Raw genomic sequence first — 17750 nt, 5'->3', positions numbered from 1 at the left:
CTCGCAAGAAAGGAGATTCACCCGGTCACGAAGATTCATGACCGGGTGACAGGACACTTACAGGTCGCCGTAGCCCAATGAACGCAAGGCGCGCTCATCATCGGACCAGCCGCCTTTGACCTTGACCCACAGGTTGAGCATGACCTTGGAATCGAACAGCAGCTCCATGTCGCGACGGGCATCGCTGCCGATGCGCTTGATCCGCTCACCCTTGTCGCCAATGATGATTTTCTTCTGGCCGTCACGCTCGACAAGAATCAGGGCATGGATATGCAAGGTACGTCCCTGCTGCTTGAACTCTTCGATTTCGACGGTGATCTGGTACGGAAGCTCGGCACCCAGCTGGCGCATGATTTTCTCGCGAACCAGCTCCGCAGCCAGGAAGCGGCTGCTGCGGTCGGTGATCTGGTCTTCCGGGAAGAAGTGATCGTTTTCCGGCAGGTGGGAAGCGATCAGGCCTTCCAGCGCATCGAGGTTGTGCCCGTGCTGCGCAGAAATCGGCACGATGGACGCATTGGGCAACTGGCCTTGCAGCCATTCCAGATGCGGCATCAGCTCGCCCTTGTCTTCGATGCGATCGGTCTTGTTGATCGCCAGGATGACAGGGCCCTGCACATACTGGACACGTTCCAGAACCATCTGGTCCTCGTCGGTCCAGCGGGTACGGTCAACCACGAAGATCACGACATCGACATCTTTCAAGGCAGCCGAAGCGGTCTTGTTCATGTAGCGGTTGAGCGCTTTTTCGCTGTTCTTGTGCATGCCTGGGGTATCGACATAGATCGCCTGCACGGCGCCTTCGGTCTTGATACCCAGCATGTTGTGACGAGTGGTCTGCGGCTTGCGCGAGGTGATCGCCAGCTTCTGGCCAAGAATGTGGTTGAGCAGCGTGGACTTGCCTACGTTGGGGCGGCCGACGATGGCAACATAGCCACAGCGAGTTGCAGTTGTATCAGTCATGACCGTTCTCCACGCCCAGGGCAATGAGTGCTGCGGCCGCGGCGACCTGTTCGGCAATGCGACGGCTGACACCCTGACCTCGACTCTTTTCATTCAGTAAGGTGATCTCGCACTCGACGAAAAATGTCCGGCAATGCGGTTCGCCCTGGATATCCACCACTTCGTAGCGCGGCAATTCACAGGCACGGGACTGGAGGAATTCCTGCAGTCGGGTTTTCGGGTCCTTGTTGGTATCGACCAGGGTCAGGCTGTCGAACTCGTTGGTCAGCCAGGCCAGGACACGCTCACGCGCAACCTCCATGCCCGAATCGAGATAGATGGCACCGATCAATGCCTCAAGGGCATCGGCCAGGATCGACTCGCGACGGAAACCGCCGCTCTTCAATTCGCCGGAACCCAGACGCAGATATTCGCCCAGATCGAAACCACGGGCCAGCAATGCCAGGGTTTCCCCTTTCACCAGACGTGCGCGCAAACGCGACAACTGGCCTTCGCGGGCCTGGGGAAAGCGCTCGAACAGGGCTTCACCGGCTACGAAGTTGAGGATCGCATCACCGAGAAACTCCAGACGCTCATTGTTGCGACCAGCAAAGCTGCGGTGAGTCAGGGCCAGGATCATCAGTTCCTGATCCTTGAAGGTATAGCCGAGCTGACGCTCCAGGCGGCTCAAGGATACGCTCACAGTTTACCCACGCTGAATTGCTGATCGAACTTCATCACCAGATCGATATTCCGGATCAACGGCTCACGCTGTTCATAGTTCAAATGGGCGCTGAACTTGCCGTTCTGCACCGCCACCTTTAAAGCCTTGTTCAAATCCACATCCCGAATATTGTTGACCTGCATGTTTTTACCGACATAACTGTAAAAATCGTCGACCGTGGTGATCTCCAGGGCCTGATTGCTCTCGACCGACTCGATGATCTTCTTCATCGACATGTAGTCAAGATAGTGCGGGATCAGCTTGAAAGCCGTGCTCGTCACAAATGCGACAAACGCCAGCGCAATCAGCCACCCCACGAACGACAAACCTTTCTGAGAAGCGGAAAACGTCATGTTTCGACCTCGACCCCAAGGATAGCCCGTTCACGTAACCGACATGACTTGTCGATCAGAAACGTTTCGGACCAGCCCAAATGAGATACGGCGCTGTTCTAGCAGCGCCGCATTGATTACTTGATCAGCCCTACCCGTGAAAAGTTAGGGAAGTGACTGAGCTTGGGCTCCGGCCAGCTCATCCAGACAGCAAACGCCTTGCCGACGATGTTCTTGTCAGGAACCATGCCCAGCTCGTTCTTGGGAATGTTCGGATCGTCCCAGTAACGGCTGTCATTGGAGTTGTCGCGGTTGTCACCCATCATGAAGTAATGCGCGGCTGGCACGGTCCACTCGCTGTCAGGCGGCGCACGGTAGCGGCTCATTTCCTGACGGATCTGGTGCTCGACATCGCCCAGCAGCTCTTCATACAGCTCGGCACTGCCCAGAGTGCCCGGCTCGCTGCCGATCAGCTTCTTGGCAACCAGCTCACCATTGACGAACAGACGCTTGTCGCTGGTGTAGCGGATATGGTCGCCCGGCAGGCCCACTACACGCTTGATGTAGTTGACGCTCGGGTCGCTGGGGTAGCGAAACACCATGACGTCGCCACGCTTCGGGTCGCCGATCTGGATCACTTTCTGATCCAGCACCGGCAGACGGATGCCGTAGGAGAACTTGTTGACCAGGATGAAATCACCCACCTCCAGTGTCGGTTTCATGGAGCCCGAAGGAATCTGGAAGGGTTCGACCAGAAACGAACGGAGCACCAGCACGAGAAACAGCACCGGAAAGAACGATTTGCCGTATTCGACCAGCAAAGGTTCTTTGTTCAATTGCTCAACAACCGCGATGTCCGGCTGACTGACACTACCCTGATAGGTCGAAATGGCAGCCCGGCGACGAGGCGCCAGGAAAACCAGATCGATCAGTGCGAGCAAGCCACAGACAAAGACTGCGATGACCAACAACAGCGGGAAATTTAGTGACATAGGACCTGACTATTCCAACCTGAGCACTGCAAGGAAAGCTTCCTGTGGAATTTCCACGTTGCCGACCTGCTTCATGCGTTTCTTACCGGCCTTTTGCTTCTCCAGCAACTTGCGCTTACGGCTTACGTCGCCGCCATAACATTTGGCCAGTACGTTCTTTCTAAGTGCCTTGACGGTTGTACGCGCCACAATCTGACCACCAATGGCGGCCTGGATTGCCACATCGAACATCTGCCGCGGAATCAGCTCTTTCATTTTTTCGGTCAACGCACGACCTTTGTAGTGCGCGTTGTCACGATGCACGATCAACGCCAGGGCGTCGACCTTCTCGCCGTTGATCAACACATCGAGTTTCACCAGATTGGCTGACTGGTAACGATCGAAATGATAATCCAGCGAAGCATAACCACGGCTGACAGACTTGAGACGATCGAAGAAGTCCAGGACCACTTCGTTCATCGGCAGGTCATAGCTCACCTGAACCTGGGTACCGAGGAACAACATGTCGTGCTGCACGCCACGCTTCTCGATGCACAGCGTAATGACGTTGCCCAAGTGCTCCTGAGGCACAAGAATATTGGCCCGCACGATCGGCTCGCGCATGTCCTCGATAGCGGACAGGTCAGGAAGCTTGGACGGGTTGTCGACGTAAATCGTTTCACCGTTCTTGAGCAATAGCTCAAAAATTACCGTTGGCGCAGTGGTAATCAGGTCCAGATCGTATTCACGCTCCAGACGCTCCTGGATGATCTCCATGTGGAGCATACCCAGGAAGCCGCAGCGGAAACCGAAGCCCAGGGCATCGGAGCTTTCCGGCAGGTATTGCAGCGAAGAGTCGTTGAGCGTCAGCTTTTGCAGCGCTTCACGGAAATCTTCGAAATCGTCCGAACTGACCGGGAACAGGCCGGCGTAGACCTGAGGCTGAATGCGCTTGAAGCCTGGCAGCACGTCGACATCGGGAGTGGAACTCAGGGTCAGGGTGTCACCGACCGGAGCACCATGAATGTCCTTGATGCCCGCGATGATGAAGCCTACTTCACCGGCTTTGAGGTCAACGGTCGCAGTGTGCTTGGGGTTGAACACACCCACGCTGTCGACCAGATGCACCTTGCCGGTGGACTTGACGAGGATCTTGTCGCCTTTCTTGACACGGCCATGGCGCACACGCACCAGGGAAACAACGCCCAGGTAGTTATCGAACCACGAGTCGATGATCAACGCCTGCAGCGGATCTTCGATATTGCCTTCGGGTGCCGGAATGGTCGCAACCAGACGCTCAAGCACTTCGTCGACACCCATGCCGCTCTTGGCGCTGCATGCCACTGCATCGGTGGCATCGATACCGATGATCTTCTCGATCTCTTCCTTGACGCGGTCGGGATCGGCCTGCGGCAAGTCCATCTTGTTCAGTACCGGCATGACCTCAAGGCCTTGCTCGATAGCGGTGTAGCAGTTGGCAACCGACTGTGCCTCCACACCCTGACCGGCATCGACGACCAGAAGCGCGCCTTCACAGGCTGCCAGGGAACGGCTGACTTCATAGGTGAAGTCCACGTGGCCCGGGGTGTCAATGAAGTTCAGCTGGTAGGTCTTACCGTCTTTGGCCTTGTAGTACAGGGTTACGCTGTGGGCCTTGATGGTGATACCGCGCTCGCGCTCAAGATCCATGGAGTCAAGGACCTGCGCTTCCATTTCGCGCTCGGACAGGCCACCGCACATTTGAATGAAGCGGTCGGCCAGCGTCGACTTGCCATGGTCAATGTGGGCGATGATGGAGAAATTGCGGATATGACTCAAATCACTCACGGATCAACACTCAAAAAGGTTGCAGGCAGATTGCCCGCCGAAAAATAGCCGGGAATTGTACCTGAAGGAAGCAAGAGGCGTCACGCCCAGAGGTATACAGAACAATACCCATCCGGCAGACATCCACAAAAAAGGGCGGTATCGACCGCCCTTTTTCGTCAAACCTGCCGATTACTCAGCCAGTTTGAAGGTAATGAAACTTGCCCGCCCCTGACGCAGAACGCGCATGGAGACGGAACGATCCTTCGGAAGGCTCTTGGCGACCTCAGTGAATTGCTTCGCCGAAACGATGGCCTGATTGTTCAGGTGAGTGATGACATCACCCGCCTGCAGACCGATCAAGGCTGCCGGACCACCCTGCACTTCCTTGATGACCACACCGCCCTTGAGGTCGAAGCTCTTCTTCTGCTCGGCGGTCAGCTCGATCACCGAAACACCCAGGCGATTACTGCTGCGCTCGGCTCCCGGACCTGTAGCGCCCATTTCCTGACCTTCGTCCGGCAGTGCACCGACGGTGACAGTCAGATTCTGACGCTTGCCATCACGGATCACTTCAAGCTCGGCCTTGCTGCCGTCCTTGAGATTGCCGATCAGGTGCGGAAGGTCTGCGGACATGACAATCGGTTGACCGTTGGCGCTGAGGATCACATCACCAACCTGCAGACCACCTTTTGCTGCCGGGCCATCTTCAAGCACCTGGGCAACCAGGGCGCCAGCAGGCTTGTCCAGACCGAAAGACTCGGCCAGGTCCTTGTTGACCTCCTGGATCACTACACCCAGCCAGCCACGATTGACCTTGCCGCTGGCCTTGAGCTGATTGGCGACATCCATGGCCACATCGATAGGGATCGCGAACGACAGGCCCATGAACCCGCCAGAGCGGGTGAATATCTGCGAGTTGATACCCACGACTTCACCGGCCATGTTGAACAACGGACCACCGGAGTTACCCGGGTTGATCGCTACGTCGGTCTGAATGAACGGCACATAGGTATCGTTCGGCAGACTGCGGCCCTTGGCACTGACTATGCCTTTGGTTACCGAATGATCAAAGCCGAACGGCGAGCCGATGGCCAGCACCCACTCACCCACTTTCAGCTTGTTGGAGTTACCCAGCTTGGCGGTAGGCAGGTTCTTGCCATCGATCTTCAGGACAGCAACGTCGGTACGCGGATCGGTGCCGACCAGCTTGGCCTTCAATTCACTGCGATCGGAAAGACGAACGATGATTTCATCGGCACCATCGATCACGTGGTTGTTGGTCAGGACATAGCCGTCACCGGAAATGATGAAGCCCGACCCCAAGGACTGAGCTTCGCGCTGGCGATCACCCTTTCCAGGAGCACGCGACCCAGGCGGCATGCTGCGCTCAAGAAACTCGCGCAGCATGGGCGGCAAGCCTTCCATATCCGGAATCTGACCGGCGACTGCACGATCAGGCATTTTCTGACGGGTGCTGATATTCACTACCGCAGGCGAAGCCTGCTCAACCAGTACGGTGAAATCCGGCAAGTCCTCGGCCTGAGCCACAGCGACCTGGCCGAGCATCATCACGGCGGCAATCAGCGAAACATAAGATTTCAAACGTGGTATCGACATACGGCTCCCGTTAACAACGAGCAAAGTTAAGCAGTACAGAGCGACTGGCTCAAAGACTCATGCGCCGCATAGGATGCGACACCTGGACCAGCTTTCCGGCCCCAGAAACGACAAAGGCCAGAGCTGCAAGGCTGTGACCTATAGAAAAAAACGAGAGTTTTTGCAACTTGCAAACCTCACCAAACATTTCAGTGCCTCTGCCCAAGGCCAGATGAACTGCGGTCTGGCGTGTTATCGAGCCCAAGATGAAACCTTTTATACATCCTGGGCATTGACATCATTTCCAACGCTGCCTGCATAGCTCAGGACTACTTGCTGGCCTGCATGTCGGTACTGCGCATGGACAAAGCCACATGCTCGGCGGTCCCCATGGGAATCTCGCCAACCACTGTCACCATGACCACACCACGCGGCGTGGTAAGCCTGCGCGACACGGCAACCGTAGGCCCAAGCTGGGTACGAATATCCGTAGTCAAGCCATCGCTCACCGACTCGATGAATACCGAGAAACGCGCCAGGCCATCGCTGTACATCAGGCTGGAGACCAACGCTTTCGAAGCAGGATCCTTGCGGGCTGCACTGCTACTGAGATCGAAACCGGGCGGCAGCCACTCGGAGCGCCATGCCACAGGCGCGCTCGCAGGCTCGGCCTTGGCCTTGGCGGCACTCACCGCCTTGCAATCGGAACTGGGTTGCAGCGACGCTGCGGAAGGTGCGGACGTATCGAGTTCGGTAAACTGGAAACGCTCCAGCAACTGCCCTTTCTCGCTCAACAGAAGAGACTTCAGAGGCAGGCCGGTTTCTTTATCAACATGCAACTCGATACCGTAGCGATGCTGGTCCTTGGGCGTAATGGCCACAATGGTAGCCGCCCGACCTGCAACTCTGGACTTGCCGACAATCGTCATGTCGTACCAGGCCGAGAGTTTTTGGGTATCGAAAATACGCGCAGTCGAATCGGAAGGATTGGCAACGCCTGAAACAAGCGTGCCACTGACACATTGCGTCAGACCATCAACACGCAAGACTTCCTGGGCAGAGCCATCGAGCTGTAGCAGCCTCTCACTGACCTTACCGTTACCAACACTGTGCCAGATACGGTGAGTGGAGAAGCTGCCGTTACGTTCGTAAACGAAAGTACCCTGGTAGCTCTGTTGCTGATTGGCTTGCGCAAGACGCTTGAACATGTCTTGCGCATCATCGGCATGCGCGGGAAGGGCAAGCCATCCACCTAGCAGAAGCGGTAATAGCGGGACGGCTCGCATGCTCTTCCTTAACGGTTTTCCAGACTTGCAGCACGTGCGTATGGCAGCGCGCTTTCAGTGCCCTTCAACGCTGCTTCCTGAGCGTGCTGACGCAGATAACCTGGCAGACGCTGATCGCCTTCACCGGCCTGACCCTGCAAGACGCCATTGGCCATAGGGCCGGTCTGCTCGGTCGGTTCGGTATAGCCGGCCAGTACTGCCGGGCCTTTCACTTGCGGCACGGACAGGTTAGCTGGCTGCTGAACCTGCTGGGCCAACTGGGCACCGGCGATTTCGTCCTGGTTATAGAGACGAACACCTGCCAGAACGGCGACAGTTACCGAAGCGGCAACGGCCAGACGGCCCAGAGTGCGCCACGGGCCACGAGCGACCTTCAGCGGGCTGACTTCATCGGCGATTGCGGCAGATACAGCAGCCGAAATATCCAGATGAGGCACCAGCAACTCTTTATGCATGGCTGCACGGGCTACCTGATAACGCGACCACGTTGCACGTGTCTCGGCGTCGTCAATGGCATTCAGTACCCGACGTAATTCCAACTCATCCGCTTCGTTATCCATCACTGCGGACAGCGATTCCTGCAGGGCTTCACGACTCATGGCGGTTTCCTCTCTTGGCTATCGCCGCTGTCTCAGGATTCCTGCAACAACGGCTGCAGGGCTTTGTCGATGGCTTCCCGAGCGCGGAAGATCCGGGAGCGCACGGTACCAACGGGACATTGCATGACGCTCGCAATGTCTTCGTAACTCAGACCGTCGAATTCACGCAAAGTTAGTGCAGTGCGCAAATCTTCCGGGAGAAGCTGGATGGTCCGATGGACAGTGCCCTCGATCTCATCCCTCAACAATGCACGCTCTGGCGATTCGATGTCCTTGAGGCCATGATCGCCATCGTAGAACTCCGCATCTTCAGACCTTACATCGCTATCTGGTGGTCGCCGACCGCGCGACACCAAATAGTTTTTCGCCGTGTTGATGGCGATACGGTACAGCCATGTATAGAAGGCGCTGTCACCGCGAAAATTGCCGAGTGCACGATAGGCCTTGATAAAGGCTTCCTGTGCAACATCTTGAGCCTCATGGGTGTCGTGCACGAATCGCACGATCAACCCTAGAATCTTGTGCTGATACTTCAGCACCAACAGATCAAATGCTCGCGTGTCACCGCGCTGAACGCGCTCGACAAGCTGCTGATCCTCTTCCTGGGTTAGCATGAACACTCCTCGTTGAGCATAGAGGGGTGTTGCATCAGCCATTGTTCAGGCTTGCAAACATAGACTCGGGCTTTTCGCAAAAGTTCTCCCCCTCCAAGCAAGTTTCCTGCAGGCAGTGATTAGGCCTGCACGAAAAACGCAGCTCGACCAGGGTCGGCTGCGTGAATAGTCTTGTCGCCAGCTCCACTGTCGATGATCGATCGACTTCGTGCAGACCGGCGCTGTTCCTTTATAGGCAACCCGCTATTGAGCATAGGCCCGATTAAAAGTTCCCGGGCGTCATTAACAGGCGCAAGACACCTTTCCCCCTGGAATCAGGCCAAGGCCTCAGCCCTGATAAGCGACTCAATGGAAAACGGTATGCATGACATCAGGGACTGGCGCACAATCCTGTGCCGCAATAGTCTCAGATTGCCATAAAGGCGAGGCTATTGTGCCGATACCCCCTTACTTATACTAGGGCCTGTTGCCGTTTCAGCACGAACTCCATGACTGCGCAAAATAAAGCATGTCCACCCGATCCGTGGCACCGAGCAAAACCATGCTGAAATCACAGAACCTGATGGCCGCCAAAGGCAGAATTCATAGATGAGTCAACATTTTCAGCACGATGTACTGGTGATTGGCAGCGGCGCGGCAGGGTTGAGTCTGGCGCTGACCCTTCCCGGACATTTGCGCATTGCAGTCCTGAGCAAGGGCGACTTGTCCAATGGCTCTACATTCTGGGCCCAGGGCGGCGTAGCAGCCGTGCTCGACGACACTGACACCGTGCAGTCCCATGTCGAAGACACCCTCAATGCCGGCGGCGGTCTGTGCAATGAAGAAGCGGTGCGTTTCACGGTCGAACATAGCCGTGAATCCATCCAGTGGCTGATCGACCAGGGCGTACCCTTTACCCGTGGCGAACATTCGGACACCGAAGAAAGCAGTTTTGAATTCCACCTGACCCGCGAAGGCGGCCACAGCCATCGCCGGATCATCCACGCGGCCGACGCGACCGGCGCCGCCATTTTCAAGACCCTGTTCGAGCAGGCCAGCAAGCGCCCGAATATCGAACTGCTGGATCAGCGCGCCGCCATCGACCTGATCACCGAGCGACGCCTGGGCCTGACAGGCCAGCGCTGCCTGGGCGCCTACGTACTCAACCGCAAGACCGGAGAAGTCGACACCTACGGCGCGCGCTTCACCATTCTGGCCTCCGGCGGCGCAGCAAAGGTTTACCTCTATACCAGCAACCCGGACGGCGCCTGTGGCGACGGCATTGCCATGGCATGGCGTTCCGGCTGCCGGGTCGCCAATCTGGAGTTCAACCAGTTCCACCCGACCTGCCTGTATCACCCGCAGGCCAAGAGCTTTCTGATTACCGAAGCATTACGTGGCGAAGGCGCATATCTCAAGCTGCCCAACGGCGAGCGCTTCATGCCCCGCTTCGATGAGCGCGCCGAACTGGCCCCACGGGACATCGTTGCCCGGGCCATCGACCATGAAATGAAGCGTCTGGGCATCGATTGCGTCTATCTGGACATCAGTCACAAGCCTGAAGCCTTCATCAAGACCCACTTCCCGACGGTCTACGAGCGCTGCCTGGAATTCTCCATCGACATCACCCGACAGCCGATTCCGGTGGTGCCGGCCGCGCATTACACATGCGGCGGCGTGATGGTCGACAACAAGGGGCGCACCGACGTACCCGGCCTGTACGCCATTGGCGAGACCAGCTTCACCGGCTTGCACGGCGCCAACCGCATGGCCAGTAACTCGCTGCTTGAATGCTTTGTCTACGCACGCTCGGCGGCTGCGGACATCAAGGAGCAACTGACCAATATCCCGATGCCGGACAACCTGCCCGCCTGGGACGCCAGCCAGGTCACCGACTCGGACGAAGACGTGATCATTGCGCACAACTGGGACGAACTACGGCGCTTCATGTGGGACTATGTCGGCATCGTGCGCACCAACAAGCGCTTGCAGCGCGCCCAGCACCGGGTTCGTCTGCTGCTCGATGAAATCGATGAGTTCTACAGTAACTACAAGGTCAGCCGCGACCTGATCGAGCTGCGCAATCTGGCGCAGGTGGCCGAATTGATGATCCGCTCGGCGATGGAGCGCAAGGAAAGCCGAGGCCTGCATTACACCCTGGATTACCCGGACATGTTGCCTCAGGCGCTGGACACTATTCTGGTACCGCCCACCTACGCGGGCTGAACTTCAGGCGGACACGCAGGCGTCGGTGGGTATCCGGCGTCAGCGCGTCGCGGGGAATGCAGATGCTTTTTATGCAGCGCCCGGCTCGCCCCTCTTTTACGGGACGAAAGCGCAAAATGACGATCCATGGCAAAGCCAGGCTGTCACGACAGAGCTGCACAGGCTGCCAGCTGCCCTGTTCGCTCCACACTTGCCAGCCCTTGCGATCACGCCGCAAGGCGGTGACTGCCGAACGGCGCGCAAGCAGGATCGATCCGGGAATGACCCAAAAACCATGAGCCAGGCAAAACAGGGCGCCGAGCGCAGACGCCCAGCCGGGGATATCAAGCCAATACAGGGCAATGAGCGCCAGTAACTGAACGCTCAGATACCCGACCAACAGCAGGCGCGAGGCCTGCCAGTGGCACTCGAAACCATCACTTGGGCTGGACACGGTCCAGAATCATGCGAACCATGCGCTGCAATTCGGGATCTTCGGACTCGGCGCGCTGCATGAACCAGCCGAACATGTCCTGATCCTCGCAAGTGAGCAGGCGACGATAAAGGTCACGATCTTCCTGATTCAATTGCGGGTAGACTTCCCGGACAAACGGCACCAGCAGCACGTCCAGTTCAAGCATGCCGCGGCGGCTGTGCCAATAAAGGCGGTTGAGTTCGACGTCTTCGACCATGGAGCGCTCCTCAAAGTAGGCCGCGAGTATACAGGCGCGAGCCGGTTGAGCGAATTGCCCAATGGTCGCAGCAGTTTTCATATACCCATATTCACGACTCGGCACTATGATGTGCCCCAGACTTTTTCCTCTTGCGATGACCATGGCCCACTCAGCTTTCTTCAGCACGCTATCCCATGAGGGCATTCTTGCCGTTCGCGGCGTGGATGCCAGCAAATTCCTGCAAGGTCAATTGACCTGCAACCTCAACTACCTGAACGACGGCAAATCCAGCCTGGGTGCCCGCTGCACACAAAAAGGCCGCATGCAGTCGAGTTTCCGCATCGTGCTTGAAGGCGATGGCTGCCTGCTGGCAATGGCCAGCGAGCTGATCGAACCGCAACTGCTGGACCTGAAAAAATATGCGGTCTTCTCCAAATCCAAGCTGACCGACGAGAGCGCCGCCTGGGTGCGTTTCGGCCTGCAGGATGGCGATGGCACCCTGGTCAGCCTCGGGCTGGACCTGCCTCAGGACACTGACGCACTGGTGCGCGCCAACGATTTGCTTGCCATTCGTGTCTCCCCTGCCCGGGCCGAACTCTGGGTTCGTGCCGAACAGGCAGAAGAGGTGAAGTCGCGACTGGCCGCCCAACTGCCTGAAGGCCCGCTCAATGACTGGCTGCTGGGCCAGATCCGCGCCGGTATCGGTCAGGTCGTGGGCACCACTCGCGAAGAATTCATCCCGCAGATGATCAATCTGCAGGCAGTCGGCGGCGTCAGCTTCAAGAAAGGCTGTTACACCGGCCAGGAAATCGTCGCCCGCATGCAGTATCTTGGCAAACTCAAGCGCAGGCTTTATCGCCTGACACTTGAAGCCAGCGAGCTTCCTGAACCCGGCACGTCGCTGTTCTCACCTGTACACAACAGCGCCGTGGGCAATGTCGTTATCGCGGCCAGTGCCGAACAAGGCATCGAGTTGCTAGCGGTGCTGCAGGCCGATGCTGCTGAAAGCGGCAACCTTCATCTCGGCTCGCCAGACGGACCCACCCTGCAATTGAGCGAACTGCCCTATACCCTGGACAGCAAGCTCGAAACCCAGCGTTAAGTCACGCAGCGAACACCCGCGCGCTACAACTGTCACAAAAGTTATCAGGCCTCCTGACGCTCACCCGGCGCCAGGCGGTCTGAACACCCCTAACGGCTGCGAGATGCAACATGAGCAAGATGGCTGACGAGGTGCAGAGAAACCTGATCAAGGCAATCGATAGAGATGCCTTGTTTCTGCCTACCCTGCCAGAGGTAGCCTTGAAGATCCGTATGGCTGCCGAGAACACCGAAATAAGCATTGCCGAACTGAGCAGAGTCATCGGCAGTGACACCGCCCTGTCCGCACGCCTGATCAAGGTTGCAAACAGCCCGCTGCTGCGTGCCAACTTTGAAGTCAGCGACGTGAACACCGCGATCCGTCGCCTGGGGGTCAATTACACCTGTAACCTGGCCATCGGGCTTGTGGTCGAGCAGATGTTTCACGCCAAGTCGGAAGTCGTCGAACAGAAGATGCGGGAAATCTGGAAACAGAGCCTGCAAGTGGCCGGGATCAGCTACACCCTCTGTCATCGTCACACCAACCTGAAGCCGGATCAGGCGACGCTCGCCGGACTGATTCACCTGATCGGCATCCTGCCGATCCTGACGTATGCCGAGGACCATTTCGACCTGCTGTCCGACGCAATCAGTCTCAACCATGTGATCGACAACATTCACCCGATCATTGGCGAGCGCCTGCTGCGCTCATGGGACTTCCCGGAACCGCTGGCGGCCGTCCCTGCGCAGTTCCAGGACTTCACACGCGTGTCCAAAAGTGCCGACTACATCGACCTGGTGCAGGTCGCGACTATCCATATCCACAAGAACACCACTCACCCCTTCAGCCAGATCGACATTGTCGACCTGCCAGCCTTTCATCAATTGGAACTGAATGTGGCAGGCGGACTGCTGAGTGCGGAAATGGACGAAGCCATGGGCATGCTTTACTGATAGGCCGCAAAGCTGACCCGGACCTTAAGACCACGCTGCGCCCCGTCATGCAGGGATATCTGCGCCAGATGGGCGCGGCAGATCTCACCGACTATCGCCAGCCCCAGGCCTGAACCGCTGCCCTGCTGATTGCGGCGGTAGAAACGCTCGAAGACCCGCTCACGGTCTTCTTGCGGAATGCCCGAGCCATCGTCTTCGACCTCAAGAACGCATGGCGCATAGACTCGCAGCACAACGTTGCCGCCCACCGGCGTATGCGCCAGGGCATTGTCGATCAGGTTACTCAGCAACTCATTGAGCAACGTCGGCTCGCCCCGTAACCAGACCGGCTCATCAGCCTCAAGCGCCAGCGCCACGCCACGGGAATGGGCCAGTGGGGCCATGGCCATGCCCAGTTCACGCGCCAGCTGGCTCAGATCCAGCTTCTGCACGCCGCCTTCGGCAATCGCACGAGCACCGTTCTCGATGCGCGCCAGCGACAACAACTGGTTGGCCAGAGACGTCAGTCGATCTGTGCCCTGAGCAGCCGCTTCAAGGGTTGAACGCCACTGCACCGGGTCGGAATCACGTAAACCCAACTCGACCCGCGCCTTGAGCGCAGCCAGTGGTGTGCGCAACTCATGGGCCGCATCGGCAATAAACTGCGCCTGACGCTCGAACTGCAAACGCAGGCGCTCAGTGAAGTGGTTGAGCGCACTCACCAGTGGACGCAGTTCACGCTGCACCTCAACCATGGGCAACGCGCGCAGGTCATCGGGTTGTCGCTCTTCCACTGCCGTACGCAATCGTTCCAGCGGACGCAAGGTAGAGCTGACCGTGATCCAGACTAACAGCAAGGCCCCACCGCCCAGCATGCCGAGGCGCAGCAAGGTGTCCGCCATCAGGCTTCGGGCCATGCGCACCCTGGCCTCCTGGGTTTCAGCCACGCGAATTTCCGCCATCCCGTTCATACCGGGTTCGCTGACCGGCTTGAGCAGGCTGACCACCCGCACATCCTGGCCCAGGTAAACCCCGTTGTAGAACTTGGCGAGTGCCGGGTAATCGTCGGTGCGCAAGGTTCCGGGAGGCGGAGAAGGCAGGTTTTCATAGCCTGAAATCAACGTCTTGTTGATGTCGTTGACCAGGTAATAAATACGACCTTCGCTGTCGTAGGCAAAGGTATCGAGGGCCACATAAGGCACATCGGCACTCAGCGTGCCGTCACGCTGGGTCAGGCCGGCCGCGATGGTTCTTGCCGAAGCCAGCAACGTGCGGTCGTAGGCCGTGTCGGCTACTTCCCGCCCATTCCAGTAGGCACTCATGCCGCTGGCCAGCATCAGCACGATCAGCAGCAATGCCAGGTTCCATAACAGTCGCCAACGCAGGCTGTCGTTATGCATCGCGATTTTCCAGCAGGTAACCCAGGCCACGGAAAGTCACGATCGCGATGGGATGGCCATCGAGTTTCTTGCGCAGGCGATGCACGTAGATTTCGATGGCATCCGGGCTGGCTTCTTCATCAAGACCAAACACCTGGGCCGCCAGTTGCTCCTTGCTCATCACCCGGCCCGGCCTGGCAATCAGCACTTCGAGCACGGCCTGCTCACGGGAGGTCAGCGTCAGCAGGTCGCTGCCCAGAGTGAAGCGTCTGGTGTCCAGGTCATAGGCCAGCACACCACAGCGCTGCTGCCGCTCACCACCCAGAACACTGCGACGCAGCAGAGCCTTGACCCGCGCCTCCAGCTCCGAAAGCTCGAATGGTTTGGCCAGATAGTCATCGGCCCCCAGATTGAGGCCGTGGACCCGATCCTTCACATCGCTGCGTGCGGTCAGCATCAGCACCGGCAGGTTCTTGCCCCGCGCCCGCAGACGACCCAGCACTTCAAACCCGTCCAGACGCGGCAGCCCTACATCGAGGATTGCCACTGCATATTCCTCACTGCTCAAGGCCAGGTCGGCGGCCACGCCATCGTGCAGTACATCAACGTTCAAACCCGCGTTCTTGAGCGCCTGGGCGATACTTTCAGCCAATTGCAGATGGTCTTCGACGAGAAGAACACGCATCGCCGTCTCCTGAATCATGAATGTTGTAATGAGGGCACGAAGACGAAGTGTACAGGCGTGCCACAACCTGTGAAGCATTGAAACAACTGGAGGCTATTGAGTAGACACCTGAAAGATAGTTGAAAGGTTTATGAAAGGTTCACCATTTAGCATCGCGATACGACCCGCAAAAATGGGTACGTAAATAAAGGCGCCCGGATGCGTCTGTAAAATAAAAACAATAAACGGAGTCAACAATGTCCAAGCCATCCCAGGCTTTGCAAACCGTCTACCGTGTAGAGCCCTCGACCACCTCACTCCAGCCCTGCGAACCCACATCCCGCTTGCGATGCACTCATTTGCGTCAACGATAAAACGTGTCGCTCAGCAGTACATTCGACACAAATCGTACTGAACAGCTTCTCTAATCCAAAAACAAAAAACGTTTCAGGAGACTGACCATGATTTTATCCTTGCGTCATTTGAGCCTGGCCGCCGGTTGCATGCTGGTTGCTACCCAATTGTTCGCCGCAGAGCCCAAGCGCCCGGAATGCATCGCGCCGGCCTCGCCGGGCGGTGGCTTCGACCTGACCTGCAAGCTGGTGCAAAGCGCCCTGATCAACGAAAAAATCCTGAGCACCCCGATGCGTGTGACGTACATGCCTGGCGGTGTTGGTGCCGTGGCCTACAACGCAGTGGTCGCCCAGCGTCCAGCCGATGCGGGAACACTGGTGGCATGGTCCAGCGGCTCGCTGCTCAATCTGGCACAAGGCAAGTTCGGCCGTTTCGATGAAAATGCCGTGCGCTGGCTCGCGGCAGTAGGCACCAGTTATGGCGCCATCGCGGTCAAGAGCGATTCGCCTTACAAAAACCTCGATGACTTGGTGCAAGCCCTCAAGACCGACCCGAGCAAAGTGGTGATCGGTTCCGGCGGCACCGTCGGCAGCCAGGACTGGATGCAGACCGCACTGATCGCCAAAGCCGCCGGCATCAACCCTCGCGCCCTGCGCTATGTTGCGCTGGAAGGCGGAGGTGAAATTGCGACCGCCCTGCTCGGCGGCCACATTCAGGTGGGCAGTACCGATATTTCCGACTCCATGCCCCACATCCTGAGCGGTGACATGCGCCTGCTGGCAGTGTTCGCCGAGAAGCGCATCGACGAGCCGGAAATGAAAGACATTCCGACCGCCAAGGAACAAGGCTACGACATCGTCTGGCCTGTTGTTCGCGGTTTCTATGTCGGCCCCAAAGTCAGCGATGAAGCCTACGAATGGTGGAAAGCCTCCTTCGACAAGATCCTGGCCTCGGAGGATTTCGCCAAGCTGCGCGACCAGCGCGAGCTGTTCCCCTTCGCCATGACCGGCGCGGAGCTGGACACCTACGTCAAGAAACAGGTTGCGGACTACAAGATGCTGGCCAAGGAATTCGGCCTGATTCAGTGATTGTTGAACTCAATTGACTGACGACCCGTTGCGCCTGCCCGGCAGGCGCAAAACAGGAGCTTCCCATGGTCTTGCAACGCATTTTCGCTGCTGCACTGTTACTGGTATGCGCAGGCCTGACGCTGATGGCCTGGCCGTATCAGGCCCCGTTTTCCTATGAACCTGTAGGCCCTCGCGCCTTCCCGCTGTTGATGCTCGGGCTGATGGGCCTGGCGTTGCTGTACCTGCTGTTTCGCCCGACGCCCATCGTGCATTCCGAAGACGAACCGCCTCTGGATCGCGAAACCCTGATCAAGATCGGCACCTGCATCGCACTGTTGCTGGTGTTCGCCGGTCTGTTCGAGCCTCTGGGTTTCATCCTCAGCAGCATCCTGATCGGCATTCCCATGGCGCGCCTGTATGGCGGTCGCTGGGTGCCCGGCATCGTCGTCGTGACCCTGATGAGCGTCGGCCTTTATCTGCTGTTCGATAAAGCCATGGACGTCCCCTTGCCTTTGGGCCTGCTCAGCGTTCTGGAGAATTGA

General features: G+C 57.8%; 18 protein-coding genes. 5 read left to right on the top strand and 13 right to left on the bottom strand.

What is annotated here, in order from left to right; genetic code table 11:
- Positions 1-57: 57 nt before the first annotated feature.
- The 9 genes from era to rpoE form a co-directional block, all read right to left on the bottom strand.
- The gene (era, locus tag CKW23_RS25040; protein ID WP_095068607.1) at positions 58-960 is read right to left on the bottom strand and encodes a GTPase Era; all 903 of its coding nucleotides are present in this window, start codon (positions 958-960) and stop codon (positions 58-60) included.
- Complete coding sequence (gene rnc / locus CKW23_RS25035) at positions 953-1642, bottom strand: ribonuclease III (protein ID WP_025261572.1); 690 nt, start codon at positions 1640-1642, stop codon at positions 953-955. Before rnc ends, era begins: the two co-directional genes overlap by 8 nt.
- Entirely contained in the window at positions 1639-2016 is a 378-nt protein-coding gene (locus CKW23_RS25030; protein WP_095068605.1) for a DUF4845 domain-containing protein, read from the bottom strand. Before CKW23_RS25030 ends, rnc begins: the two co-directional genes overlap by 4 nt.
- A 116-nt stretch (positions 2017-2132) precedes the next feature.
- Positions 2133-2987, bottom strand: coding sequence for a signal peptidase I (lepB, locus tag CKW23_RS25025; protein ID WP_095068603.1), 855 nt, complete (start codon positions 2985-2987; stop codon positions 2133-2135).
- Positions 2988-2996: 9 nt separating this feature from the next.
- Positions 2997-4793, bottom strand: a complete 1797-nt coding sequence (lepA, locus tag CKW23_RS25020; protein WP_025261575.1) for a translation elongation factor 4 — start codon at positions 4791-4793, stop codon at positions 2997-2999.
- Positions 4794-4964: 171 nt separating this feature from the next.
- Positions 4965-6344, bottom strand: coding sequence for a DegQ family serine endoprotease (locus tag CKW23_RS25015; protein WP_232924487.1), 1380 nt, complete (start codon positions 6342-6344; stop codon positions 4965-4967).
- A 356-nt stretch (positions 6345-6700) separates the two neighbouring features.
- Positions 6701-7657: a MucB/RseB C-terminal domain-containing protein gene (locus CKW23_RS25010; protein ID WP_095068600.1), complete on the bottom strand. Its 957-nt coding sequence runs from the start codon at positions 7655-7657 to the stop codon at positions 6701-6703.
- An 8-nt stretch (positions 7658-7665) separates the two neighbouring features.
- Positions 7666-8256, bottom strand: coding sequence for an RseA family anti-sigma factor (locus CKW23_RS25005; protein ID WP_025261578.1), 591 nt, complete (start codon positions 8254-8256; stop codon positions 7666-7668).
- Positions 8257-8288: 32 nt separating this feature from the next.
- The gene (gene rpoE / locus CKW23_RS25000; protein WP_002554912.1) at positions 8289-8870 is read right to left on the bottom strand and encodes an RNA polymerase sigma factor RpoE; all 582 of its coding nucleotides are present in this window, start codon (positions 8868-8870) and stop codon (positions 8289-8291) included.
- 588 nt (positions 8871-9458) lie between these two features.
- Here rpoE and nadB point away from each other — a divergent pair.
- Positions 9459-11075, top strand: a complete 1617-nt coding sequence (gene nadB, locus CKW23_RS24995) for an L-aspartate oxidase (protein WP_095068598.1) — start codon at positions 9459-9461, stop codon at positions 11073-11075.
- Here nadB and CKW23_RS24990 read toward each other — a convergent pair.
- Together CKW23_RS24990 and CKW23_RS24985 are read right to left on the bottom strand one after the other, a co-directional pair.
- Positions 11044-11508, bottom strand: coding sequence for a protein YgfX (locus CKW23_RS24990; protein WP_025261580.1), 465 nt, complete (start codon positions 11506-11508; stop codon positions 11044-11046). The two genes, nadB and CKW23_RS24990, sit on opposite strands and share 32 nt — an antisense overlap.
- Complete coding sequence (locus tag CKW23_RS24985; RefSeq protein WP_025261581.1) at positions 11492-11746, bottom strand: succinate dehydrogenase assembly factor 2; 255 nt, start codon at positions 11744-11746, stop codon at positions 11492-11494. Before CKW23_RS24985 ends, CKW23_RS24990 begins: the two co-directional genes overlap by 17 nt.
- A gap of 142 nt (positions 11747-11888) precedes the next feature.
- On the opposite strand from CKW23_RS24985, the gene CKW23_RS24980 reads away from it, so the two are divergent.
- Complete coding sequence (locus CKW23_RS24980) at positions 11889-12830, top strand: folate-binding protein YgfZ (protein ID WP_038400011.1); 942 nt, start codon at positions 11889-11891, stop codon at positions 12828-12830.
- 110 nt (positions 12831-12940) lie between these two features.
- Complete coding sequence (locus CKW23_RS24975) at positions 12941-13762, top strand: HDOD domain-containing protein (protein ID WP_025261583.1); 822 nt, start codon at positions 12941-12943, stop codon at positions 13760-13762.
- On the opposite strand, the gene CKW23_RS24970 is transcribed toward CKW23_RS24975, so the two are convergent.
- Positions 13756-15141 (bottom strand): sensor histidine kinase, encoded by a 1386-nt coding sequence (locus tag CKW23_RS24970; protein WP_025261584.1) that lies wholly within the window; start codon positions 15139-15141, stop codon positions 13756-13758. The two genes, CKW23_RS24975 and CKW23_RS24970, sit on opposite strands and share 7 nt — an antisense overlap.
- On the bottom strand, positions 15134-15805 hold the full coding sequence (locus CKW23_RS24965; protein WP_025261585.1) for a response regulator: 672 nt from the start codon (positions 15803-15805) through the stop codon (positions 15134-15136). The genes CKW23_RS24970 and CKW23_RS24965 overlap by 8 nt, the downstream gene beginning before the upstream one ends.
- Positions 15806-16239: 434 nt before the next feature.
- Between CKW23_RS24965 and CKW23_RS24960 the strand changes: the two genes are divergently transcribed.
- Both CKW23_RS24960 and CKW23_RS24955 read left to right on the top strand, forming a co-directional pair.
- On the top strand, positions 16240-17226 hold the full coding sequence (locus CKW23_RS24960; RefSeq protein ID WP_162883702.1) for a tripartite tricarboxylate transporter substrate binding protein: 987 nt from the start codon (positions 16240-16242) through the stop codon (positions 17224-17226).
- A 65-nt stretch (positions 17227-17291) separates the two neighbouring features.
- Entirely contained in the window at positions 17292-17750 is a 459-nt protein-coding gene (locus CKW23_RS24955) for a tripartite tricarboxylate transporter TctB family protein (protein WP_025261587.1), read from the top strand.

The sequence above is a fragment of the Pseudomonas sp. Irchel 3A18 genome (genome assembly GCF_900187465.1).
Lineage (GTDB): Bacteria > Pseudomonadota > Gammaproteobacteria > Pseudomonadales > Pseudomonadaceae > Aquipseudomonas > Aquipseudomonas cichorii.
Note: the sequence above shows the minus strand (reverse complement) of the source record. Positions and strands in the feature narration are given on the sequence as shown.